General features: G+C 45.1%; 24 protein-coding genes and 1 rRNA gene. 12 read left to right on the top strand and 13 right to left on the bottom strand.

The annotated features are described in order from the left end of the window. Positions 1 to 105: 105 nt before the first annotated feature. Positions 106 to 1341, top strand: coding sequence for a PilT/PilU family type 4a pilus ATPase (locus DKW60_RS03870; RefSeq protein WP_109836354.1), 1236 nt, complete (start codon positions 106 to 108; stop codon positions 1339 to 1341). A 28-nt stretch (positions 1342 to 1369) separates the two neighbouring features. Here DKW60_RS03870 and DKW60_RS03865 read toward each other — a convergent pair whose 3' ends face one another. The 4 genes from DKW60_RS03865 to DKW60_RS03850 all read right to left on the bottom strand — a co-directional run bounded on the left by DKW60_RS03865 (position 1370) and on the right by DKW60_RS03850 (position 5955). Beyond that, a complete protein-coding gene (locus DKW60_RS03865; protein WP_109836353.1) occupies positions 1370 to 3268 on the bottom strand; it encodes a response regulator in 1899 nt (632 codons plus the stop codon). Positions 3269 to 3291: 23 nt separating this feature from the next. Continuing rightward, complete coding sequence (locus tag DKW60_RS03860; protein ID WP_109836352.1) at positions 3292 to 4107, bottom strand: phosphate/phosphite/phosphonate ABC transporter substrate-binding protein; 816 nt, start codon at positions 4105 to 4107, stop codon at positions 3292 to 3294. 126 nt (positions 4108 to 4233) lie between these two features. Further along, positions 4234 to 5505, bottom strand: a complete 1272-nt coding sequence (gene waaA, locus DKW60_RS03855; RefSeq protein WP_181389575.1) for a lipid IV(A) 3-deoxy-D-manno-octulosonic acid transferase — start codon at positions 5503 to 5505, stop codon at positions 4234 to 4236. Between the two features lie 45 nt (positions 5506 to 5550). Next, positions 5551 to 5955 carry a DUF4332 domain-containing protein gene (locus tag DKW60_RS03850; RefSeq protein WP_109836350.1) on the bottom strand — a complete coding sequence of 135 codons (405 nt, stop codon included), beginning with the start codon at positions 5953 to 5955 and terminating at the stop codon, positions 5551 to 5553. Positions 5956 to 6193: 238 nt separating this feature from the next. Between DKW60_RS03850 and DKW60_RS03845 the strand changes: the two genes are divergently transcribed. The 5 genes from DKW60_RS03845 (at position 6194) to DKW60_RS03825 (ending at position 11604) form a co-directional block, all read left to right on the top strand. Then, positions 6194 to 6682: an FKBP-type peptidyl-prolyl cis-trans isomerase gene (locus DKW60_RS03845; RefSeq protein WP_109836349.1), complete on the top strand. Its 489-nt coding sequence runs from the start codon at positions 6194 to 6196 to the stop codon at positions 6680 to 6682. Between the two features lie 31 nt (positions 6683 to 6713). Beyond that, positions 6714 to 7751, top strand: a complete 1038-nt coding sequence (cgtA, locus tag DKW60_RS03840) for an Obg family GTPase CgtA (RefSeq protein ID WP_109836348.1) — start codon at positions 6714 to 6716, stop codon at positions 7749 to 7751. Between the two features lie 5 nt (positions 7752 to 7756). Next, positions 7757 to 8887 (top strand): glutamate 5-kinase, encoded by a 1131-nt coding sequence (gene proB / locus DKW60_RS03835; RefSeq protein ID WP_109836347.1) that lies wholly within the window; start codon positions 7757 to 7759, stop codon positions 8885 to 8887. A 9-nt stretch (positions 8888 to 8896) separates the two neighbouring features. Continuing rightward, complete coding sequence (locus tag DKW60_RS03830; protein WP_245929574.1) at positions 8897 to 10399, top strand: Ppx/GppA phosphatase family protein; 1503 nt, start codon at positions 8897 to 8899, stop codon at positions 10397 to 10399. A gap of 143 nt (positions 10400 to 10542) precedes the next feature. Then, entirely contained in the window at positions 10543 to 11604 is a 1062-nt protein-coding gene (locus DKW60_RS03825; RefSeq protein ID WP_109836346.1) for a glycosyltransferase, read from the top strand. Positions 11605 to 11625: 21 nt separating this feature from the next. On the opposite strand, the gene DKW60_RS03820 is transcribed toward DKW60_RS03825, so the two are convergent. Continuing rightward, positions 11626 to 12489, bottom strand: coding sequence for an SDR family oxidoreductase (locus DKW60_RS03820; RefSeq protein WP_245929572.1), 864 nt, complete (start codon positions 12487 to 12489; stop codon positions 11626 to 11628). 12 nt (positions 12490 to 12501) lie between these two features. On the opposite strand from DKW60_RS03820, the gene DKW60_RS03815 reads away from it, so the two are divergent. Then, entirely contained in the window at positions 12502 to 12801 is a 300-nt protein-coding gene (locus DKW60_RS03815) for a non-heme iron oxygenase ferredoxin subunit (protein WP_109836345.1), read from the top strand. On the opposite strand, the gene DKW60_RS03810 is transcribed toward DKW60_RS03815, so the two are convergent. Together DKW60_RS03810 and DKW60_RS03805 are read right to left on the bottom strand one after the other, a co-directional pair. After that, positions 12787 to 13482 carry a hypothetical protein gene (locus DKW60_RS03810; RefSeq protein ID WP_109836344.1) on the bottom strand — a complete coding sequence of 232 codons (696 nt, stop codon included), beginning with the start codon at positions 13480 to 13482 and terminating at the stop codon, positions 12787 to 12789. The two genes, DKW60_RS03815 and DKW60_RS03810, sit on opposite strands and share 15 nt — an antisense overlap. Positions 13483 to 13574: 92 nt before the next feature. Further along, a complete protein-coding gene (locus tag DKW60_RS03805) occupies positions 13575 to 14117 on the bottom strand; it encodes an anti-sigma factor (RefSeq protein ID WP_146203424.1) in 543 nt (180 codons plus the stop codon). A gap of 238 nt (positions 14118 to 14355) precedes the next feature. Here DKW60_RS03805 and DKW60_RS03800 point away from each other — a divergent pair, with 238 nt between their 5' ends. Beyond that, on the top strand, positions 14356 to 14913 hold the full coding sequence (locus DKW60_RS03800; RefSeq protein ID WP_109836342.1) for a hypothetical protein: 558 nt from the start codon (positions 14356 to 14358) through the stop codon (positions 14911 to 14913). A gap of 41 nt (positions 14914 to 14954) precedes the next feature. On the opposite strand, the gene DKW60_RS03795 is transcribed toward DKW60_RS03800, so the two are convergent. Beyond that, a complete protein-coding gene (locus tag DKW60_RS03795) occupies positions 14955 to 15311 on the bottom strand; it encodes a DUF4870 domain-containing protein (RefSeq protein ID WP_109836341.1) in 357 nt (118 codons plus the stop codon). A 102-nt stretch (positions 15312 to 15413) separates the two neighbouring features. Here DKW60_RS03795 and DKW60_RS03790 point away from each other — a divergent pair, with 102 nt between their 5' ends. Further along, a complete protein-coding gene (locus DKW60_RS03790; RefSeq protein WP_109836340.1) occupies positions 15414 to 16085 on the top strand; it encodes a DUF4124 domain-containing protein in 672 nt (223 codons plus the stop codon). 4 nt (positions 16086 to 16089) lie between these two features. Here the strand turns inward: DKW60_RS03790 and DKW60_RS03785 are convergent, their stop codons facing one another. The 5 genes from DKW60_RS03785 to DKW60_RS03765 all read right to left on the bottom strand — a co-directional run bounded on the left by DKW60_RS03785 (position 16090) and on the right by DKW60_RS03765 (position 20029). Continuing rightward, a complete protein-coding gene (locus tag DKW60_RS03785) occupies positions 16090 to 16836 on the bottom strand; it encodes a ferredoxin--NADP reductase (protein WP_109836339.1) in 747 nt (248 codons plus the stop codon). Positions 16837 to 16842: 6 nt separating this feature from the next. Beyond that, entirely contained in the window at positions 16843 to 17112 is a 270-nt protein-coding gene (locus tag DKW60_RS03780) for an oxidative damage protection protein (RefSeq protein WP_109836338.1), read from the bottom strand. Then, positions 17109 to 18194, bottom strand: coding sequence for an A/G-specific adenine glycosylase (gene mutY / locus DKW60_RS03775; RefSeq protein ID WP_109836337.1), 1086 nt, complete (start codon positions 18192 to 18194; stop codon positions 17109 to 17111). Before mutY ends, DKW60_RS03780 begins: the two co-directional genes overlap by 4 nt. 194 nt (positions 18195 to 18388) lie before the next feature. Then, complete coding sequence (locus tag DKW60_RS03770; RefSeq protein WP_109836336.1) at positions 18389 to 19675, bottom strand: ammonium transporter; 1287 nt, start codon at positions 19673 to 19675, stop codon at positions 18389 to 18391. 15 nt (positions 19676 to 19690) lie between these two features. Next, positions 19691 to 20029 carry a P-II family nitrogen regulator gene (locus DKW60_RS03765; protein ID WP_109836335.1) on the bottom strand — a complete coding sequence of 113 codons (339 nt, stop codon included), beginning with the start codon at positions 20027 to 20029 and terminating at the stop codon, positions 19691 to 19693. Between the two features lie 368 nt (positions 20030 to 20397). Between DKW60_RS03765 and glnL the strand changes: the two genes are divergently transcribed. From glnL to DKW60_RS03745, 3 genes are all read left to right on the top strand, one after another. Further along, on the top strand, positions 20398 to 21447 hold the full coding sequence (glnL, locus tag DKW60_RS03755) for a nitrogen regulation protein NR(II) (protein ID WP_109836333.1): 1050 nt from the start codon (positions 20398 to 20400) through the stop codon (positions 21445 to 21447). A gap of 11 nt (positions 21448 to 21458) precedes the next feature. Beyond that, positions 21459 to 22871, top strand: a complete 1413-nt coding sequence (gene ntrC / locus DKW60_RS03750; protein ID WP_109836332.1) for a nitrogen regulation protein NR(I) — start codon at positions 21459 to 21461, stop codon at positions 22869 to 22871. Positions 22872 to 23372: 501 nt separating this feature from the next. Continuing rightward, positions 23373 to 23639, top strand: a 16S ribosomal RNA gene (locus DKW60_RS03745); the annotation flags it as partial.

Below are 23639 nucleotides of genomic sequence, written 5' to 3'. Positions count from 1 at the left end.
GAAAAGGTTAAGTACTAAGCGATTCATTTTGTCGTAAAGTACTTAACCTTTTTTGCAGATGCCCTAAGCTCTAACAAAAAAACAATAATAAAACGGGTATGCCTTATGGATTTTAAAAACCTCCTACGGATCTTAGTTAAAAATGATGGATCTGATTTATATCTAACATTCAATGCCCCGCCTGCTGCAAAGTTTCAGGGCGCGCTTCGTGCTTTAGGTCCGGAAAAGCTGGATGCTGAAACACTTAATAATCTGGCGAATGAGTTGATGAATGAAGATCAACAGCAGCAGTTCGAAAAGAAACCGGAAATGAATCTTGCGCTGGATGAGCCTGGAATCGGGCGCTTTAGAATCAACATCTTCAAGCAGCGGACTCATTTGGCAATGGTGATTCGTAATATCAAAGTTGAGATCCCTAATGCGGATACACTCGGTCTGCCGAGTGTACTCAAAGAAGTGATCATGGAGAAACGAGGTCTGATATTGTTTGTGGGTGGAACAGGGTCTGGTAAATCGACGTCTTTGGCAGCACTCATCGATCATCGAAATTCAAATTCTACAGGTCATATAATTACGATTGAAGACCCTATCGAGTATGTTCATCCTCATAAACGATGCTTGGTGAGTCAGCGAGAAGTAGGAGTGGATACGGACTCTTATGAGGACGCTTTGGAAAACACCCTTAGACAAGCGCCTGACGTGATCTTAATTGGTGAGATTCGCACAGAAGAAACGATGGAGCATGCGCTGGCGTTTGCGGAAACCGGTCACCTTTGCCTTTCCACCTTGCACGCGAACAGTGCTAATCAGGCGCTGGATCGGATTATTAACTTTTTCCCGGAAGAGCGACGCAATCAACTATTGATGGATATTTCATTGAATATCCGTGCCTTCATTTCACAGCGTCTGATCCCGACGGTAGACGGTAAACGAGTTGCTGCAATTGAGATCCTGATTGGTACGCCTATGGTTCAGGACTTGATTATGAAAGGGGACATCCATGCATTGAAGGAGATTATGGAAAAGTCAGAAGAGCTTGGTATGCAAACCTTCGATAGTCATTTGTATCGCCTTTACAAAGAGGGTCGTATTTCACTGGAGGAAGCACTGAAAAATGCTGACTCACCTAATAATATGAAAGTGAAGATCAATTTGATGCAAAATGCTGATGGGCAAGACGATGAAGCCAAAGAAGCGCGGGACTCTGTACTCAATGACATGATGCTGGAGCCAATCCAAGATGAAGAGGACGAGGATGACGATATTATTGAAGGGGAAAGTGAGATTGAAGCACTGATGCGTAAAAAAGCTAAAGAGCAGGCTAAAGCAGCCTTGCTCTAATCATTGTTGTCGATTGTAGGAGGGTAGTTCAGGCTGGTTCGCATGCTAGCACTGGATTACCCGCTATTTGTGCCGCCATAGCAGAGAACAAAGACTTCTGTTTAAACGGCTTACTCACAAAGTCATTCATTCCCGCTGCAAAGCAAGCATCTTTATCAGCTTCCTGAGCGTTCGCAGTGAGTGCAATTATCGGTGTTTTTGCATCCGTTTCACGTATCTTTGTGGTCGCTGTTAAACCGTCCATTACAGGCATTTGGCAGTCCATCAATACTACATCAAAACGGTCGGTGCCCATGTGCTCAAGCGCCTCTAAACCATTATTTGCCAAGGTCACACTGCAACCGATTTTTTCTAAAACCTTCTGCGCAACCTTCTGGTTAATTAGGTTATCCTCAACCAATAACACCTTGGCGTCTAACGTTGTTGTGTTGGTTAATGATTCGACAGGCTTTGGTTGAGTTGACTCAAAGTCCTGAGCTGTCGCAGAAACCAGTTGTAGCTGAACAGAGAACTTAGAGCCGCGTCCAAACTCACTTTCAACATGTGTGGTTCCATTCATTAGCTGAGCAAGCTTTTTAACAATAACTAAGCCAAGCCCCGTGCCGCCAAAATGACGATCTGCTCCACTATCGATCTGTGAGAACTCCTGAAACAAGAGACTCATATCACTTTCCCGGATACCAACACCTTGGTCAATAACCATAAAGCTGACTTGCCCTTCAGGTGTTGATTCCGCATTCAATTGAATGACGCCAGACTGAGTAAATTTGATGGCGTTGTTTAGATAGTTACTCAGAACCTGCTTGAGACGGCTTTCGTCAACAAACACATAATGTTGTTTTAAGTTGGTCTTATCAATGACAAAGGCGAGTCCTTTGTTTTCAACCAAAGGCCGGTAGATGTCTTCAATGTTATCCACGAACTGATCTAATGAGACAGGCTTGTTGTGAATAGTTAGTTTACCAGCCTCCATTTTCGAGTAATCCAGTATGTCCGTGACAGTGGTCATTAACATTTCTGCAGAACTCAGCGCAGTACGTACCTGTGAAGCGTCTTTCTCTTTTAAATCAGGTAAATCAATCAGCTCCAAAGATCCCATGACACCATTGATAGGTGTTCGTATTTCGTGACTCATGGTTGCTAAGAAATCAGACTTCGCTTTGCTAGCCGCTCTGGCTTTTTTGCTTTCCTCAACCAGCTCACTGGTACGAAGCATAATATTATCCTGCATGGTTTTTACAGAACCATAGAGCTGGTCAATTTCATCACCACGTTTTTTGTAGCGAGGTATCTCAACAGGTCTGTTTTCGGCAATTTCTTTCGTCACAAAGCTCAGCTTGTCGATGGCTGTTGCGATACGAAAGCCCATGAAAAGCGCCACAATGGTACTGATGAAAATTTCAATGCCAGCCAGCAGATACGTCCAAAATGCATTGTTGTTGAGCACGACAATACTGCGCGTGATGTCATAGACAAAGTTTGCGGAGCCTATTTCTTCTTGCTCGACAGTAATCGGGTCAGTCACTGTCAGGAAGTGGTAATCCTCGAGTTGTTTAACGCCGTTGGAATCGATTTCGATGGTGCTTAGGTTATTGGTGAGTGCTGGTTTGATTGACTCAGACTGGTATTGCGCCTGGTCACTGAACGAGCTGGAAAGGAGTTGTCCTTCATCATTAAACAGCTCCACTTGCACAACACCTGGCATGGCGACAAAGCGCTGAGCCGCATCATCAATCGTCGCTAAGTCATTCACAATCAATGGCGTAGACACCACTTCGCTAAACATGGTGCTTGCCAGTTTAGTTTTGTCGGTCATTAGCTGTCTGGATTCACGCTCCAGAGAGTTAAAGTTGACCACCACAATGCAAACCATGAACAAGGTTTCTAATAATATAAACGAAAAAACAAAGCGAAATCGAAACGACATACTACCCCCCAAAACCTTATGATTTACTTACGCTCAATAACCGCAAGCTTTGATTCAAGGTCACGAATAGCGTCAAACTCTTCGTTATTACTTGGGATGATTTTCTTAATGCTCAGTCTTGCAATCAACTCATCCGGGATGTTTAGGAATGCCTCTTTAAGATTGCTTTGCAGTTCTGTGGACAAGCTTGGTTTGAATGCGACAGGGTGACTCGGATACGCATCAGTTGTGTAGATAATATTCAGCTGATTTTTATCTTTCTTCTTACCAAAATTTGCATACGTTCTTTGAATACCACCACCAATATCACCCGTACTCCGGGCGATGCCGGAGTAGACCGAATCATGCGAGTTAACGTATTGATAGCTATCTTGTTTGTTGATATCCACACCATACTTGGTGAGTAATTCAAACTTAGTCAACAGGGTGGCAGCGAAAGCATTTGGAGACGGAAATAAGTAGCGTGTTGTTTTGGATTTGATAATCTTATTGAAGCTGTCTTTTTCATTCTTAGATACCAGAATACCGCGAATCATTTTGTCAGCGCGTACCGCAGCCTGATAGTCCTGCTTACGATTAGCCACTACAAAGTGGTAAGGGTTCATATACGCAAGATCATAGCCGCCGGAATAAAGTGTTTTTTCAAATTCAGCGATTGATTTCTCAGTTTTGAAGATGATCTCGTGTCCGGTTTTTTCGCTCAGGTACTTTGTAATAGGCTTCCAGACTTTAAACATTTTAAGGGGACTTTGCTGAGGAACAACCCCTAAGGTCAGTTTTTCAGCGGCTACTGGTACTGAAAGAGCACAAAGTACTAAGCCGATGGCGATATTTTTCATGACGACACTCTGATTATTTTTATTGGGGTATTTTGGTCTACCAATCAAGACTAATCTGGTGGGGATCGATTGTCTATATTTTAGCGACGAAGGGCTTGGTGCCGATAAGGTGCTGAAAATCAGGTACTAATTGTGGGTGTTTGGGAGTAGGCGGTCACATTCAAGTATCAGTCGCGTCGTAACGCCAGCATGTTTTTTTAATACCTCCGTTGCATCCAGACGAAATGCTTCTAGCGCTTGAGGTGATGTGTCGAGTAATGTTTTTATACGTGCTTCTAATGAGGTCTTGTCATTTTCAACCCAAGCCAGTTTAGCTTCACACAGTACGTCAAATACATCGGTGAAATTGAAAACGTGTGGTCCCGCGACTACTGGTACACCATAAACTGTTGCTTCAAGTGGGTTGTGTCCTCCCGTCTCTACTAAACTCCCACCGATAAATACCACATCTGCCGTACAATACCACAGCGCCATTTCACCCAGGCTATCCCCGAGAATAATGTCGCAAGTCTGTGCCATATCCAGTGATTCGCTGCGACGTTGGGTGACGAAGCCTGTTTCTTGGCAGGATTGATAGACATTGTTAAAACGTTCAGGGTGTCTTGGTGCCAGGATTAACAGAAGATTGGGGTAACTCTTTTTCAGCTTCGTGAACAGAGATAAGATGATTTCGTCTTCACTTTGATGAGTACTGGCTGCAACTAACACTTTTCTGTCAGAGTCCTTCTGCAAGAGAGGGTGGTTTGTATCATTCTTAGCGCCCTGAATCACATCAAATTTAATATTACCACTCACCAGTAGTTGTTTATCCTTCGCGCCAAGTTGTTGAAAGTGATCGGCATCTTGTTGGCTGCGGCAAGCCACCGTTGAGACATCAAGCAAGGCATCGTTAATTAATGAGCGAATCTTAAGATAGCCTTTGGTGGAGCGAGCTGACAGGCGGGCATTTGCTATTAATACAGGAATATTTTTTTTGCCACAGTGATGCAGAAGGTTTGGCCAAATCTCAGTTTCCATGATGATGAGCATGTCCGGTGCGGCTCGGTTTAGAAACCGGGTAATGACATGGGGTAGGTCATAAGGGAAAAAGCAATGTTCAACAAGATCACCAAACAGTCGTTTTGCGGTTTGTGATCCTGTTGGAGTGGTGTTTGTAACCAGTAAGGTGTGATTGGGATATTGTTTGATGAGTGACTCTACCAAGGGCTTGGCTGCAACAGTCTCACCAACGGAAACTGCGTGCAGCCAAATACGAGGAGCTTGGGCACAGTGAATGTATCCTAAACGTTGTTGCCAGTTTAGTTTGTAGTCTGGGTTATTGCGGGAACGCAGATACAGCCGTAATAAAATAAACGGGCAAAGCAAATACCATAGTGCTGAATAAAGCAGTCGATACACGGACATTAACCTTTAAAGTAAGATTGAGCCTCGTGTAGGGACTGTTTAATAAGTAATTACACGAGGAAGTTCTTTGGCTTGTGCTACCCAATCCTTTACCTGGTTCAAACTCGCCATTTTAGAGACGATACGATGCTTGTTATTTTCTTCAAGAATAGTTGCGTGCAAGTTTTCAGGGTTACGTAGCGCCAATTCCGGAACGGTATCAACACCAGCGGCTTCCAGCAAGTCTGCATTTTGCGTAGCAATGCCTTTTACTCTGGATAAGTCAGCACGGTTAGTCCACGTTAGTATGTCTCTACTTTCCAGGCCAGTTTCTTTAGCAAGTTTTTCTCTGCCTTTTTTGGTAGCGCATGCCTCAAGCAATGCTTCAACGGTTTTTATCCCTTGAGCTTCTATGATGTAAGAAATACGAATCGTTATTCCTTTGATTTCGGATAGTTTAGCCATAATGTACCTTTTTATTATGTTATTGGCGTTTTAGTATTTGATTGATATTCTATCATTCTGATTGTTTCCCAGCGAAGTACCATACGACAAGCTGTATCTAAATATTACTCAATAACCCTTATTCCGTTGTGTCTACACGGATTTGCTCCGACGAGCTGTATATAAATATGCGCATTAACTATCTCTCTAGGGTCAAATATGTCAGAATTCTCAGATTTTCCACAGCTTGGACAGCAGCATGACTATCGTTAAAAATTCTATCGCTACACTTCATTACACGCTCAAAGATGACGCCGGTGAAATTCTGGATGTAGCCGATGAAAATAATCCATTTTTGTACATGCACGGTGTGGGCGGAATGATTCCTGGTTTAGAAAAAGCTCTTGAGAACAGCAAAGCGGGTGAGAAAGTGGTTGTTTCTGTTGCTCCGGCTGATGCTTATGGTGAGCGTAACCCTAACCTGACACAAGACGTACCGCGTGAAATGTTTGGTAGCATTCCGGATGAAGATATGGTTGTTGGTGCGCAGTTTCAGGCACAGACTGACCAAGGTGTAGAGATTATTACCGTGGCTGCTATCGAAGGCGACACGATTAAGATTGATGGTAACCACCCAATGGCTGGCGAGACATTGCATTTTGATGTTGATGTTATCGATGTCCGTGAAGCGACTGAAGAAGAAATCAGTCACGGTCACCCACACGGTCCGGGTGGCCACCAGCACTAAGTTATACCCCTGTAGGTTGTAAGAATATCCAATGAAATTTGTAGATGAAGCGCGCATTCAGGTAAAAGCCGGTGACGGTGGTAATGGGTGCGTGAGTTTCCGACGTGAAAAATATATCGAGTACGGTGGCCCTGACGGCGGCGACGGTGGCGATGGCGGTTGTGTGTATCTTGAGGCTTCTAAAGACTTAAATACGCTGGCTGACTTTCGTCATGCGCGTCACTTTGAGGCAGAGCGCGGAAAGAATGGTTTTGGTCGGAATATGACGGGACATCGTGGTGAGGATAAGGTGATTCAGGTGCCTATCGGAACCGCGGTGTATGACGACGAAACGGATGAACTGATTGGCGATATTACTGCCGATAAAGAGCGTCTGTTAGTGGCTCAGGGTGGTTATCACGGTCTGGGTAATCTTCGTTATAAGAGCTCGGTTAATCGCGCTCCACGTCAGTCTAAGCCGGGTACGCCAGGTGAGTTACGTCAATTGCGCCTTGAAATGCGTGTATTGGCGGATGTTGGATTATTGGGGCTGCCAAACGCAGGGAAGTCGACGCTGATTACAAGTATGTCGTCAGCGCGCCCTAAAATTGCAGACTATCCGTTTACCACACTCTATCCAAACTTGGGTGTGGTAAAAGTGCAGGACTATAAGAGTTTTGTTATTGCAGATATTCCAGGGCTGATTGAGGGCGCGGCTGAGGGCGCTGGTCTGGGCGTACAATTTTTGAAGCACCTTTCTCGGACTAGTCTTCTGTTGCACTTAGTTGATGTAGCACCAATCGATGAGAGTGATCCGGTTGAGTCAGTGCGTATTATCGAAAATGAACTTCAGAAATACAGTGATGAGTTAGGCACTCGCGAGAGATGGTTGGTTCTAAATAAGATCGACTTAATCGCTGAGGAAGAGCAGGACGCACGTTGCCAGCAAATAATTGATGGTTTGAACTGGAAAGGGCCTGTATTCCGGGTGTCTGCAGCCACTAACTTTGGCACGAAGGATCTGGGTTATAAAATCATGCAATACATGGATGAGCAAAGCATGCAGGCAGAGCCATCTAGTCACAGCTGAACGTTATGAGTAATAGAGAGAAGTATACTCAGAAGAGTCAACGCTGGATTGTCAAAATTGGCAGTGCTTTGTTGACTCAGGACGGCAAAGGCTTGGATTATCAGGCTATTGCTGACTGGGCCGGACAAATGGCCGAGTTGCGACAACAGGGCGTAGAGGTGGTTTTGGTGTCCTCCGGTTCAATTGCTGAGGGCATGAGTCGCATGGGCTGGGCGTCGCGCCCAAAAGCATTACCTGAGTTGCAGGCCGCTGCGGCAATTGGCCAGACGGGCCTTATTCAGGCTTATCAGACTGAATTTCAGAAATACGGTGTTCAGGCCGCTCAAATATTATTAACGCATGATGATGTGAGTCATCGTTTGCGTTATTTAAATGCCAGAAACACACTACGTACTTTAATTCGCTTAGGCACGCTGCCTATAGTCAATGAGAATGATACCGTTGCGTTTGAAGAGATTCGTCTTGGTGATAACGACACGCTGGGAGCTGTGGTAGCTAGTTTGATTGAGGCAGATTTGTTGGTGATACTGACGGATCAAAAGGGATTGTATGATCAGGATCCCCGTCATAACCCGGATGCTGAGTTTATTAGTGAAGGCGTAGCGATGAATCCGGACTACGTGAGTTTTGCCGGAGCGGCCGGAACGGCCATTGGTAGCGGCGGCATGGCGACGAAGGTGCAGGCAGCCAGACGTGCAGCAAAAGCAGGTTGTGCTACGATTATAGTGTCTGGTCGGGAAGATCAGGTGTTATCACGTCTGCGAAAGGGTGAGTCATTGGGCACGCTACTTGTACCGGAAGACTCTAAACTGGCTGCTCGTAAGCAGTGGATTGCCGGGCAAACACAGGCGAATGGTACTTTGTTTTTGGATGAAGGTGCCGTCGATGCTTTGTTGTCTGGCGGTAAAAGTCTGCTACCCGTGGGGGTGGAGCGTTGCACCGGGCAGTTTAAGCGTGGTGACAGAGTCAATTGTGCGGATACAACCGGTCGGGTGATTGCTCGTGGCTTATGCAATTATTCCGACGCTGATGTGGTTAAGATATGTAAAACGCCCAGTCACCGTATTGCAGACATCCTCGGTTATATGGGCGAAAAAGAGCTGATACATCGCGATAATCTGGTCTTAGAAGACTAGTACAGAGGAATGAAAGCTTTGGATAATGAGTCTACCGATCAAATGCTGGCGGCTGTTGACTTGGGGTCAAACAGTTTTCATCTGATTGTTTCGCGCGCAGATGCGAATGGCAATCTCACCTTGATTGATAAAGAAAAAGAAATGGTTCGTCTGCGTGGCGGACTGGATAAAAAAGGTAATTTAGATCCCGAATATGAAGAAAGGGCGTTAGCCTGCCTATCTCGTTTTGGCGATCGTTTACGTCATTTTAATTCCAAAAATGTCCGGATTGCGGGTACCAACACGCTGAGACGGATGCGTCATTCAGACGACTTTATCCGTAAAGGCAGTAAGCTGCTTGGACACCCGATTGAGATTATTTCAGGGCGTGAAGAAGCGCGTCTAGTTTACCTTGGTGTCTCGCATTCTCTGTCCAATGATCAGGGAAAACAACTGGTTATAGATATCGGTGGCGGTAGTACTGAGTTCATTATTGGTCATGATTTTGCCCCCAAAGAGCTTGAAAGTCTGGATGTGGGTGCTGCAAGTAGTACGCAACGATTCTTTGCCAAGGGTGACTTGAGTGCCAAGGCTTGGAAAAAAGCGAATATAACCATTCGCCTTGAAATATTACCCATACAAGAAGCCTATAAAAAAGGGAAATGGTCACGGGCGATTGGTTCTTCCGGTACCATCAAGACAACTTTAAATATTATTCTGGCACTTGGTCTGGAACCATTTTGTATCACGCTGGATGCACTTTACGAGGTTCGTAAGCGACTTATTGAGTGTGGGCATGTCGATAATATTAGTCTTCCGGGATTAAGTGAGGATCGCCGCCCGGTATATGCCGGTGGTCTGGCCGTGTTGATAGCGGGTTTTGAAGCGCTGGAAATTGATGAAATGATGGTGTCTGATGGCGCGCTTCGTGAAGGTTTGCTATTCGACATGTTGGGGCGTATTCGTCGTGTTGATGTGCGTGACCGTAGTATTGAGGAGCTATCCAGTCGCTTTCAGGTAGACGTTGCGCATGCTGAACGAGTCCAGCGAACAGCGATGATCTTATTTGATCAGGTTGCTGATGCATGGGCGTTGCCAAAAAAAGAGCGTGCCTTATTATCTTGGGCCGCTGGGCTCCACGAAGTAGGTTTGATCATTACTCACAGCAAGCACCACTACCAAGGTGCTTATATCCTGAAATATGCATTTATGCCGGGCTTTTCCAGACGCGAGCAAATCTGGATTGCCACCCTGGTCAAGACGCACCGCCGCAAGTTGAATCATTCGCAGTTTGAAGACATTCCTGAGCCTGATCGTGAGACGGTCACTCGTTTAAGTATTTTGATGCGCTTATCGATATTGCTTCACCGCCGACGAGACTTGAATGAACTGAATCCAAAGCTGAAGGTTGCAGGCCACAATATTGAGTTAAGCAATGAAAAAGGTCTGGCGGATCGTGAATTGCTGGAAGCTGATCTTAAGCGTGAGAAGGCCTGGCTGGAGCGTATAGATTACCACCTGACTTACCAGTAACTGATGGTCGTTAATCGCTGCTAAAGAGCACTTTATCGCTTGAATATTTACACAAAATTTACACTTAAGTATTCTCACTAAGAGTAGGTGCCGGTAAATGGGCGCACATTTATAATTAAAAACTCAAACTGGCGTGTTGCTTAATGAAAAAAATAGCCATAGTGATTGCCGATTTAGTGTTGGGCGGGGGACAGCGTTCGGCGCTTAATCTTGCTGCCGCTCTATCTGTGAATCACGATGTAACTGTACTGGTATTTCAGGACAGCTATCGCCAGTACAAGGTACCATGCAAGTTAATCAACCTTGATTGTCCTGATAAAAAGTCGACGATTGCTAAAGCCTATAACGTCTTTAAGCGAGCATTTCGTCTGAAGCGTCATTTTGATGCTGAAAAATATGATTACATCTTTGGCTTCATGGAGTCGGCTAATTTTCCGGTTGCTATGGCCTCACCAGACTCTATCCTTTCAGTTCATTGTAATCCCCACGAAATCGGAACCTACGAAACGTGGTTAATGAAGCTGACCTACCCTCTCGCCAAACATATCATTGCTGTTTCTGAGGATGTCGCTACGATACTCAGAGATGATTACAATATGAAGAAAGTGTCGCGAATCTATAACTTAGTGTCCTTCGATGAAATCAAGCAACAGGGAAGCGATGAATATCATCATGGCAGACCATATATCGTAGCACTCGGAAGGTTGGCGGATGTGAAACGTCTGGATTTATTGGTCGATGCTTATGCGAAATCAAAATTGCAGCAGGTGTGTGATTTATTACTGATCGGTGAAGGCGAAATGCGCTCTAATCTGGAGCAGCAGATAGAATCGCTTGAATTGACTGATAACGTCATCCTGACAGGTTCTCAGACTAACCCGTTTCGATATTTAAAAAATGCTGAGTTTTTGGTGTTGTCCAGTCGTACGGAGGCGTTTCCAATGGTACTGATTGAGTCACTGGTGCTTTCATGCCCGGTTGTTGCAACGGATTGTCCAACCGGGCCACGCGAAATCGTTATTGATGGTGAAAACGGTTTATTGGTTGAAAATGGAAGCGAAGTCGCGCTGACTGAGGCTATCGACAGGCTTTATTACGACAAAGCACTACTTGCACACTGCAAAGACAATGCATTCGACTCAGTACAGCATTTGTCAGCAGATAAGGTAGTCAACGAATGGTTGGCATTAGGAGAGAGTGCCTGATTGACCCGAGTCTGCTGATGCTCATTTTAAGCCATCTTCTAGGGTAGGGTAGCTTAGCTCGATATCTAATAGTTTCAATAACTTGTCATTACGAATACGTCGTGATTCCATTGCATATGAGAGCATTCCTTTACTTAGTTTTAGTTTGGCTTCTGCTAAACTAATTTGAGGGGGGCGCTCCAGACCTGCAAAATCAGCAACCTTGTTAAAGTATTCAACCATGGTACCGGGATGACCGTCCGTGGTATTGAATATCTCGCCATTGATGTCACTTTCCATTGCTGCAATACAAATTCGTGCTAAGTCATCTGCATGAATGCGATTAGTAAAAGCAGCTTCTGATTCTTGCACGACAGGTAGCCCTTTTTTTAGCCGTTCCAACGGAAGGCGGTCTTTAGCATAAATCCCCGGTACTCTGAGAATGATATATTCGCGCTGGTATGTTGTTGCCCATTGATAGACTTGGTTCTCAGCAGACAGGCGACGCTTCGCTCGATCCGTTTGAGGATTGGCAGGAGTTTCCTCATCCACCCATTGTCCATCACTATTGCCATAAACCCCTGTGGTGCTAATTAACACGATACGCTTAGGCGCACCTGCTGTTTGGTTCAGAAAGTATTGTAAGCGCGTATCAATGTCGCCTGTTTTCGGTGGTGGAGCAAAGTAATAGACGGACGCATTTTCAAATGATGTGACATCCAGAGGTGATGGATCATCCAAATCGTGAAGTAATATTTCTAATCCGGCTTGCTTGCATCGTTCCGCAGAGCTTTCCTGTCTAATAAGGGCACTAGTCCTGTGTGGGACATTCTGATATAACTCGCTGATTAGCTTGGCAACGCGAAGACCGATGTCTCCGCAGCCGATTATCCAATGTTGATGCAAGAGGGTGTTCCTATGATTAAAGCCGCTGAAATTGATGAGTTAAAACCCGGAACCATGAAGCGTATCACAACAGATGGTGAGGCTGTTTTACTCTGTAATGTTAATGGGGAATATTTTGCTGTCGCAGATTTGTGTACACATGAAGACTTTTCGCTGTCTTATGGTTGTCTGAAAGGCTTTAATGTAGAGTGTTCTTTGCATGGCGCGCGATTTGATGTCCGTACTGGTGAACCCACTGAAGAGCCGGGAGAAGTTCCGATTAAAACCTTCCCGGTTGTTATTCACGATAAGTCTATTCTAATTGACCGGTAATTCTGCACGAAGTGCATCACGGTCATACCACCATTGGCCGTTAACAATAGCGTCCAGAACCTGTCCCATTCTTGGTAAAAACACTGATGGGTCATTCAATTCCAACTTATCCATCCAGAAATTCATTTTCCCCTGATCATTAACATTACTGTGACGCTCCGCCACTTTACTGAGCATGCTTGCCGTCAAAAACATGACGCTGTCTCTTTTCTCTCCTTCAAGCCTTAAATCTGCTAAGTAATGAGCAACAGCGGCCGCGACAGCCGCGCCATCTGATTTATCAGGAGTATCCTGAATTAGATTGTTGAGCATGAGAATACTCAGCTCGGTATCAACGGGGTAGGTGATCGAAAGCCACAAACCGTTACCGAGCGCAACAACAGATGCCGGTAACTCGGTACGATACAGAGCATCGCTGGCACGGATAGCATCTTCCCATTGCTTATGTTCTATAAAAATCAGCATTGCTTCTTTGGCAAGTCCCCAAGCTGCTTCCGGCATTCCTGGTTTTGCTAACTCGATCATGATTTCAGCAGTATCGAATTGCAGAGATGCACGTGTCAGCGGGTCTGACTCCAGTGTGAGCGCAAGTAGTTGTTCCTGGCGTTTCTTTAACTCTGCTTCCAAAAACTCTCGTGAGTTGTCTGGCATGGTGACGTCAAAATCTGCGGGTGTTTGCATAGCTGAGAATGAGGCTGTTAATTGACTCGTTAGACTAGCAGAAATCTCACCGTAATCTAATATATCTATGGAGCAGGTGTTAACTGAAGCGACTAAGGCTGAGCGAGTAACAAAGGCTCTGAGGTGATTTCACTGTCTTCATATTCCAGCATAATCATAAATTTGTAAGGCTCTTTGATTACCTTGTTACTAGTGAACGGAATCAGTAGTTCGGTGGGGATATTCAGGTCTGGGGAAAAGGTCACGATTGAGATTGGTTTATCCGCAGGGCTGGCAAGATCATAGATGAGAAGATGGTATTGTTGCCCGTTTGGCAAGGCTGCCAGATTTGCGAAACGCATCATGCCTTGTTGCATCGAACTACTCCAGACAATGTCACCCTGGATGTTCTTCGCAAGGGGGTTGAGTGTGCGCATCCAGTTGATGTTCAAGGCATCAGTCTGAGCCAGCATCAATCTGCGAGACTCATACTGAGATACCTGATTTTGTTCAATAGTTTCCACTTGCTGCATCAGCTTCTGCGCATAAATCATCCCTGAGATCAATGTCACAGCGATTGCTAATATCAATACAGGCCAAAGCCAATTTGATTTGTCGTTGTTACTCATGGAAGTCAGTGATTGTTCGGAGGGCATATTGGTTTTATGTCTGGGTCAGACTATCGAGCATATACTACGTCATTTCTCATGAAAATGATTATTTTGGTAACCATTGGTTTTAATTATTACACCGTTGCTACCGGTAAGTTTTAATAATTGCCCCGACAAACGGAAGGTTCTGGCCGTTAGTCTGTGCTCCAAATTTTGCTGAGTCCGGTCTAATAGTTCATAGACTATCAGTTGGTAGTCTGAGACTAATATAAGGATTATAGCAATGAAGATATGGAAATCTATTGCATGCCTCACGGTCATGCTGAGTTCGGTGAGCGTTATCGCGACAGAAGAGGATACGCCATTTGCCTCACTGCAATGGACATTTGGTTCGGAGACAATGAAGCCGGATGTGGTAATAGGTTATCGTTCAGTGGACGTTGAAACAGACGGTGACGTCAGTGGCTGGCAAGGCAGTGTTTCATACAAGCCTCACCACGGTCTGGATAAGGTAAAGGTAGAAGCGGTGACTGGTGATGAAAATATGCAGGCAACGTATGGTGGCGGTTATAGTTTACAGCAAAAGCAAGCGTTGTTGACCGCTGGTGTGAATGGTAGTTATCTGGCGGCAGGAGCAGATTTTTTAATCTCTCATCACACAATAGAGCCTTATGTGGGTATTACTACTTTGCACAGTTATGATGTGCCAGAAAAAGTAGTGGATACGAGCTCAGTTGATACAAGTGCTGTGGATACCAGCGTGGCATCTGGCGAAACTTATGTCCCCAATAATCACTTGCAGGAAGAGTACTTTCCTGAATATACGGATTGTTCTTGCTAGTGAACTAATGTCCCACCTGCTTTAGGTGGGACTTCTATTACTTATTTAATCAGTCTGATTGCAAATGGGTAGACGTAATTAATGCCCTTTTTAGCCTGAAGGCCGCCGTAAATGGCAAAGCCAAGGCCAGCGATACCAACTGCCATGGCTAAAATTAAGAAGATTCCTGATATAGCCGATAGCATTGCCAGAATAAAAGTAGCCGCTAACACAGTCAGTTGAAAGTTAAGTGCTTCTTTGCCATTAGTGTCGATAAACTCGCTATCATTTCGCTTCAGGAGCCAGACTAGCAATGGACCTATGACGATTCCCGGAGCGAATAAAATGCCAAGCAATGCGGATAGATGCGCTGCCATTCCCCAGGTTACTTCTTGATCCTTTGTTAAACTCTTCGACATACTTTTACTCCTTGTTTAATGCCCTGTTATCGGGAATTTTCCCGAGCTTTTCAATGTGTTGCTATATTGTGAGTAGAAATAATAACAGATAGGTTTAAGTGGATGCGTAATTTATTACTGATCACTATCCTTGCGACTTCGCAGGTTGTCAGTGCAGCTGGCAGTATATATAGCTGGACTGATGAGTCCGGTAATCTAATCTATGGAGATACGCCACCCGAGAATGTTACGGCTAAAGCGATTGAGCCACCAAAGCTAACGGTGCTGGAAGGTTTTTCCAGTCGTTATAAAACCAACCCTGTTGTGACTCAAGCATCAAATCAGGTTCCTGAAGGGGCAGTGGCACAGGTTGAGTCCTCGGATAAAAAACCAATCTACACAAGCCTGAACGTGATTGCACCTAAGCAAGGGCAGGCGATTCGTGCGAACGACGGTGATGTATCCGTTGCACTGAGTGTGTCGCCCAAGCTACGTCCCGGAGACAGAATTGTGGTGACTTTGGATGGACAGGAGGTTAGCCGAAGTACTTCAAGAGTTGCGAACTTAACTAATCTCGATCGTGGGGAACATACTTTACAGGTCAATATTGTTAACAAAGCTGCCAGGTCATTAATTAGTGCTGAGTCAGTTACATTTAATGTACTAAGAAACTCAGCCTTGATAAATAAGCCTTACAGTCCTTACCCTGATGGCCCTAATGTCGATAACCCATTCGGATATCCATCTCAGGGAATCACCGAAACAAATAAGTTATTGCAATTCCCGGTTAATTAAGCTGCTAGAAATATTGCTCGGTGGTTATATGGCCGGGTTTTCTGCGCAGGTGTTTTTTCATACCCAGTTCGGCAAGCACCACTTTGGTATCCGCGATCATATTCTGATTGCCACATAACATCACATGCGATGTTTCAGCATTCAGATGAAGGCCGGCTGCTTGTTCTAGTTGTCCATCACTTATTAATGCCGGGATGCGCCCCTGTAGAGCTCCGGAAGTGGTCTCTCGACTGACGATTGGTACGTAACTTAGTATGTTGGAGTGTTGAGTTTTTAAAGAGTGAATCAGCGCTTGGTATGCCAGATTGTTGGCATAAGATACCGCATGCACCAGCACTAATTTATCAAATCGATTCCAAATCTCATCTTCCTGCATCATGGACAGGTAAGGCCCGAGGCCAGTACCGGTCGCAAACATCCATAAAATTTTTGTATCAGGAACTTCTGCTAATACAAAAAAGCCTGCAGCAGGTTGGGAAATTTCAATTGTGTCCCCAGCGGTCAGTGCAGCGAGCGCATTAGACATGACGCCGCTTTCAACAGTGTTATAGAAGACTTCCGCATTTTTCTGCCGTGGTGAATTAACCAGTGAGTAGGGTTTTGCGACTTTCTCACCCTCAATCTCAAGCTGAAGTCGTACAAACTGTCCTGCACTAAAAGGGAGCAGCTCAGATTCCAGCTTGATAGAGAAGAGATTATCTGCCCATTGGTAGTTCTCAAGCACGGTGGCAGGTATAAACGCAGAAGCCATTTAGAATTAACCTTGTGGCACGAGGTTGTCGACTTCAGATGGACCATCACCGAAGAAGAATTTCTCCATCTCTTCCTCAAGGAACTTACGGTCCTTAGGGTTGATAGGAGACAAACGATACTCATTCATCAGAATAGTTTGGTGACCCACCCATTGCGTCCAGGCTTCCTGAGAAACATTTTCAAAAATACGTTTACCAAGGTCTCCCGGGTAAGTCATTCGCTCTAAACCTGGAGCTTCTTTTTTTAGCAAAACGCAGTTAACCATTCGGCTCATGATGTTAATTCCTTAAATGTTGTCAATAAATCTCTTACCGGAGTGGCAAGCCCTCCGTCAAATTCGTCGTTTATGTTATACCAAAGCGCTTCTCTGGTCTCCATGACACCTAAACTCTCAAGGTCATCATCAGGAATCAGCAGTGGCGTAATGGTTAGTCTGAAATGACTAAACGTGTGCTTATAGTGGGGGAGTGCTGTGGCAGAATCAATCGCTTGTCTGGATTTACCCTGCTGCGCTAACCATTCGGTGGCTGAGTCAATATCGTCAAACTGAGGGAAGCACCACAGGCCACCCCATATCCCCGTTGGTGGTCTGCGAATCAGGTAAATATTCTCACCTTGATGCATTAACAGCATGATGGCTTGGCGATCAGGTATGACCTTTTTAGGTTTAGAGGCGGGATATAGGTGTATCGTTTGATGATTAAAGCTTGCGCAATGGTTTTTCAGAGGGCAGGCAGAGCAAGCAGGTTTGGAGCGTGTACAGAGTGTCGCCCCGAGATCCATCATGGCCTGCGTGTAATCTGCGAAGCGTTGAGGGGTTACCTTATCTGGCAGATGACTTTCTGCGAGTTGCCATAGTTTTTTTTGCACATGACTAATGCCGTACCAGCCCTCGACTTCGTGAAATCGGGCAAGTACACGTTTTACATTACCATCCAGAATGGCTTGTTTTTGTTTGAAGGCAATCGACAAAATAGCCCCGGCTGTTGAGCGGCCGATGCCGCTGAGTTCGCAAACTGATTCGAGAGTATCCGGAAACTCTCCGTTATGTTGATCACGAATTTGTTGGGCGGCTTTATGAAGGTTGCGTGCTCTTGCATAGTAGCCCAAACCTGACCAATGCTTGAGCACATCATCAATTGGTGCATCTGCTAAAGAACTCAGATCAGGAAATCGTTGCATAAAAGCCTGATAGTAAGGAATGACAGTAGTGACTTGGGTTTGCTGCAGCATGATCTCAGAGATCCAAACCCGATAGGGAGTGATGGGATGCTGCCATGGCAGATCCTTGCGACCGTGTTGATCAAACCAGTCTAGAACGGCATTCGAAAAAGAAAATTCTGAGCTAGCAGTCATATCGCAGCGATGTTTGTGAAAAAGGGCAGTGTAGCCTATCGTTGTTAATTGCTGAAAGCTACCCTAATTCAGTCATGGCTGTTAGGTCTCAGTAGACCAATGGGCCAAATAGTTAATATGCTATTCAGAAAGGTAGGCATAAAAAACCGGAGCACAAAGGCTCCGGTCATTATCAAGCAGTGTTGCGTAGTGGCTTATCGAGCTGAAGTAAATTCAGGATAAGCTTCCATTCCACACTCACCGATGTCAGCACCTTCGTACTCTTCTTCTTCAGAGATACGAATACCCATGATCGCTTTGATCAGAATCCATACGATGAATGAAGTAACGAATACCCATGCGAAGATCACACCTGCACCGACTAACTGACCTACGAAGTTTGCACCATCGTTAGTTAGAGGTACTGCTAACAGGCCCCAAAGACCTACAACACCGTGTACAGAGATCGCACCGACTGGGTCATCGATACGGATCTTATCGAAGAACAGGATGGAGAATACAACGATCACACCACCAACGGCACCGATGATAGTAGCCATCATTGGAGAAGGAGTAGATGGTTCAGCAGTGATGGCAACCAGACCAGCCAATGCACCGTTTAGTACCATCGTTAAGTCAGCCTTGCCGAACAGGATCTTAGCTACGAACAACGCAGCAATAACACCACCAGCTGCAGCAGCATTAGTATTCAGGAATACCATTGCAACAGAGTTAGCGTTTCCGATATCACCAAGTTTCAGAACAGAACCACCGTTAAAGCCAAACCACCCCATCCATAGAATGAATGTACCAAGTGTTGCTAACGGTAGGTTGGCACCAGGGATCGGATTGATTTTACCGTCTTTAGTGTACTTACCTTTACGAGCACCCAGTAAGATAACACCCGCAAGAGCAGCAGCTGCACCAGCCATGTGAACAATACCAGAACCAGCAAAGTCAGAGAAACCGAAGTCATCACCCAGTGAGAACATACCGAATACAGACTTACCACCCCAAGTCCAAGAACCTTCCATTGGGTAGATAAATGCAGTCATTACTACTGCGAAAATAAGGAATGCAAACAACTTCATGCGCTCAGCAACTGCTCCAGATACGATAGACATTGCTGTTGCAACGAATACTACCTGAAAGAAGAAGTCGGAAGCGTTAGAGTAAACAGAGTCACCATCGAAACCAGCTTCAGCAGAGTCCGCTAGTACTTTAGCGACCATTGCATCAGCGTTTTCAGCACCATCTAGCGCGATGTCTTTCAGCAGAATTCCACCGTCATACATAATGTCGTAACCAACAACTAAGTACGCAGTACAAGCGATAGCGAATAGAGCAACGTTTTTTGTCAGAATTTCAGTCGTACTCTTACTACGAACAAGGCCTGCTTCAAGCATTGAGAAGCCAGCGGCCATCCACATCACTAACGCACCACAAACCAAAAAGTAGAAAGTGTCGATAGCATACTGCAAGTGAAATATTTGGTTTTCCATTGTTATCTCCTGTCTTTAAAGCGCTGAAGGGCCAGTTTCATTAGTACGGATACGAATTGCTTGTTCTAGGTTAGTAACGAAAATCTTACCGTCACCAATTTTTCCTGTGTTAGCAGCTTTCGTGATGGCCTCAATCGCTTTATCAACAAGGTCAGAGTCAACAGCAGCTTCAATTTTAACTTTTGGTAGGAAGTCAACGACGTACTCAGCACCACGATAAAGCTCGGTGTGACCTTGTTGACGACCAAAACCTTTCACTTCTGTAACAGTAATACCTGCTACGCCGATTTCGGAAAGTGCTTCCCGAACATCGTCTAGTTTGAAAGGTTTAATAATTGCAGTGATTAATTTCATTGCAGATACTCTCCTGATGATTAAATGAAATAACAAAACCTCACTGTTCCCCAAACAAAGCCCGGTGACAGTCGTAGCTATTACGCTACGTTTTGTTGTTGTTAAGCTACTAGCATTTCCCGTGCCAACTTTTATTCAGCCTGTTAAATCCAGCATTACGATTACTTGGGAGATGGTTTTCATGTTTCGTATTGGTGCACCGGAGTTTTTTAGGTGCATCATTTTGGTGTGTAGCACTGTTTTGGTGCAAAATAGACTTGAAGGCGGCGGAGTAGGTAGCGAATCTGGTTGGCCTGATAATTGCTTTGACACTCTGTAACAAATAAGGAGGTTTAAACGTCCTCCGTATTCATGACGAAAAGGAATCAATGAAAACAAAGCTAGTAGATATACCTGACGTTTTATCGACAGGGGTCTTAATGTTAGATGAGAAGCTCAATATTCAGTATATGAATGCTTCAGCAGAAGTTCTGTTCGGGCATAGCCGCCGTCGCATGACCGGGCGTTCCTACACTCATCTACTCAATCAGGATGTGATCTACCTTATATTAGAGAAAGTCATACAGACGCATGAAACACAATCGCTACGTGAGATTCATCTGCAAGCATCTCAGGGGGAGATGGCAATTGCAGATATTGTCGTCAGTGCGCATCTGGTAGAGGGTGAGCTGGATTGTATTTTGGTTGAGTTAAACCGAATCGACCAACAACTTCGCCTTTCTCAGGAAGAAACACTAGTGAGTCAGTTAAGAACGACTCAGAGTTTAGTGAAGGGAATGGCGCATGAAATAAAGAATCCATTGGGCGGCTTACGCGGTGCGGCACAGTTATTAGAAGCTGAGTTACCCAGTCCTGATCTACGTGAATATACCAGTATTATAATTTCTGAAGCGGATCGCCTACAGGTGTTAGTCGATAGAATGAGTGGATCACATACACCACCTGTCCAGGAGAAGGTGAATATTCACGAGGTGCTGGAGCGTGTTAGAAAACTAGTCAGTGTTGATCTGTCACCCGATGTCAGTATTCATTTTGATTACGACCCGAGTATTCCTGAGATGCAGGCGGATAAAGATAAACTCATTCAAATCGTGCTGAATATGGTCGTGAATGCGTTGAAGGCCGTCGGTAATAAGGGAGTGGTTACCTTCAAAACACGGGTTCTGCGACGTTTTATGCTGAATCATAAAACGCATCGCTTGGTCCTCAAGTTACAAATTGTCGATGATGGTGTTGGTATTCCCGAGTCGATTAAAGACAAAATATTTTTTCCAATGGTTAGCGGCTCTCCGGACGGAACTGGTCTAGGCCTATCCATTGCACAATCACTGGCCAATGCGCATGACGGCCTTATCGAATTTCAATCTACACCAGGCGATACGCGTTTTACGTTGTTATTGCCCATTCAAGTACTTTAGGAGAATCCTGTATGTCTCAATCCGAAGCTGTGTGGGTGGTCGATGATGATCAGTCAATTCGTTGGGTGTTAGAGCGTGCGTTGAGTCGTGCGGAGATCCCGGTACGAACTTTTGAAAATGCGACTGACTTACTAAAGGCCATTAAACGTGAGCGTCCTGCGGCGATTATTAGTGATATTCGTATGCCGGATATGGATGGGTTTGAGTTACTCGCCAGCGTTCAAAGTGATTATCCTGAATTACCTGTCATCATTATGACAGCGCATTCTGATATGGATAGCGCGGTTTCAGCGTTTGAAAGTGGTGCGTTCGAATACTTACCAAAACCATTCGATATTAATGAGGCGACTGATCTTACCAGACGGGCGCTGGAACATACCAAGAGTCAACGCAAAACATCACAGACTGAGACTGAGCCACAAGTGATGAACCAATCCGGTATTATTGGTAAGTCGTTGGCGATGCAAGGTGTGTTTCGTGCAATTGGTCGCTTGAGTAAATCTAGTATCTCTGTGCTGATTACAGGTGAATCCGGTACGGGTAAAGAGTTAGTTGCCGCGGCCTTGCATGAGCATAGCCCACGCTCAGACAAACCGTTCATAGCGATCAATACTGCTGCTATTCCCAAAGAGTTGCTCGAGTCTGAGTTATTCGGTCATGAGAAGGGGGCGTTCACAGGTGCCCACGCGCTTCGTAAAGGAAGGTTTGAGCAAGCTAACCATGGGACATTATTTCTTGATGAGATAGGGGATATGTCTGCAGATCTGCAAACAAGACTGTTGCGAGTCTTGGCAGATGGAAAATTTTACAGAGTAGGCGGTCATGTACCAGTCGATGTAGATGTTCGTGTTGTTGCAGCGACCCATCAAAATCTTGAAGACAGGGTGCGCGAAGGGTTATTTCGGGAAGATTTGTTCCACCGTCTAAACGTGATACGTGTTCAGATACCGCCACTACGCGAGCGCAGTTCTGATATTCCACTGTTACTCAATCATTTTTTACAGCGCGCATCAGAAGACCTTCAGGTTGAATGCAAAGTGCTGCTGCCAGAAGTTAGCGACTACCTGCAAACCTTGCCTTGGCGAGGGAATGTTCGCCAGCTTGAAAATATTAGCCGTTGGATGACAGTGATGGCATCTGGCCGTGACATCACGATGGATGATTTGCCACCAGAACTAATGGATGTTGAGGAGGTTGTTTCCTCTGGCGACTGGAGAACCTTGTTGAGTCACGAAATTCAGCGCCGTTTAAATGCGGGTGAAACACGAGTGTTAGACGATTTGACGCCGGAGTTTGAAAAACTCGCCTTAGAGGTCGCGCTGCAAAAGACCGCCGGGCGTAAAAAGGATGCAGCTGACCTGCTTGGCTGGGGGCGCAATACGCTGACTCGCAAGTTAAAAGATATTTATCCTGATTCTGATTAATCCTTTGGTAACTACTTGCTTGTTACAGCTCAATCATTGATGAGCGGGATGATGACTCAAGTTAGTATCTAATATGGTTAAGGGTGTGCATCAACTAAATACCGGAAGCTAAGGTTTAGGGTTGCATTGGTTAATTGTAAGTTAATTTAACAAAACTGAAATAAAGGCATTGACAGCTTTTTCTTTATGTCTATAATGCGCCGCTCAGTCAGGCACAACAACCCAGCAGAAACGGTGTTGTTAGTTGCTAAGCTGAATAAAAAGTGAATAAAATCACTTGACAGAATTTGAGGGTTGTATAGAATACGCCTCCTCGCTGAGATAGAGATCTTGGTAGCTAATTAACAAACTAGACCAAATAACTTGTGTGGGGATTTGTAGCTTGCAATAGACTGCAAGAAGCAATGAACCTAACGAACGTTAATTTTTGATTATACGTATTAAGTTAGGATTTAGAGCTTCAGCTTAAAGATTTAACGGCATTTATGTCGTGACACTATTTAACTGAAGAGTTTGATCCTGGCTCAGATTGAACGCTGGCGGCATGCTTAACACATGCAAGTCGAACGGAAACGATGGTAGCTTGCTACCAGGCGTCGAGTGGCGGACGGGTGAGTAACGCGTAGGAATCTACCCAGTTGTGGGGGATAGCCCGGAGAAATCCGGATTAATACCGCATACGCCCTACGGGGGAAAACAGGGGATCTTCGGACCTTGTGCAATTGGATGAGCCTGCGTTAGATTAGCTAGTTGGTGAGGTAAGAGCTC

It is taken from the genome of Leucothrix pacifica (assembly GCF_003172875.1).
GTDB lineage: Bacteria > Pseudomonadota > Gammaproteobacteria > Thiotrichales > Thiotrichaceae > Leucothrix > Leucothrix pacifica.
This window is presented reverse-complemented; position numbering and strand designations above follow the sequence as displayed.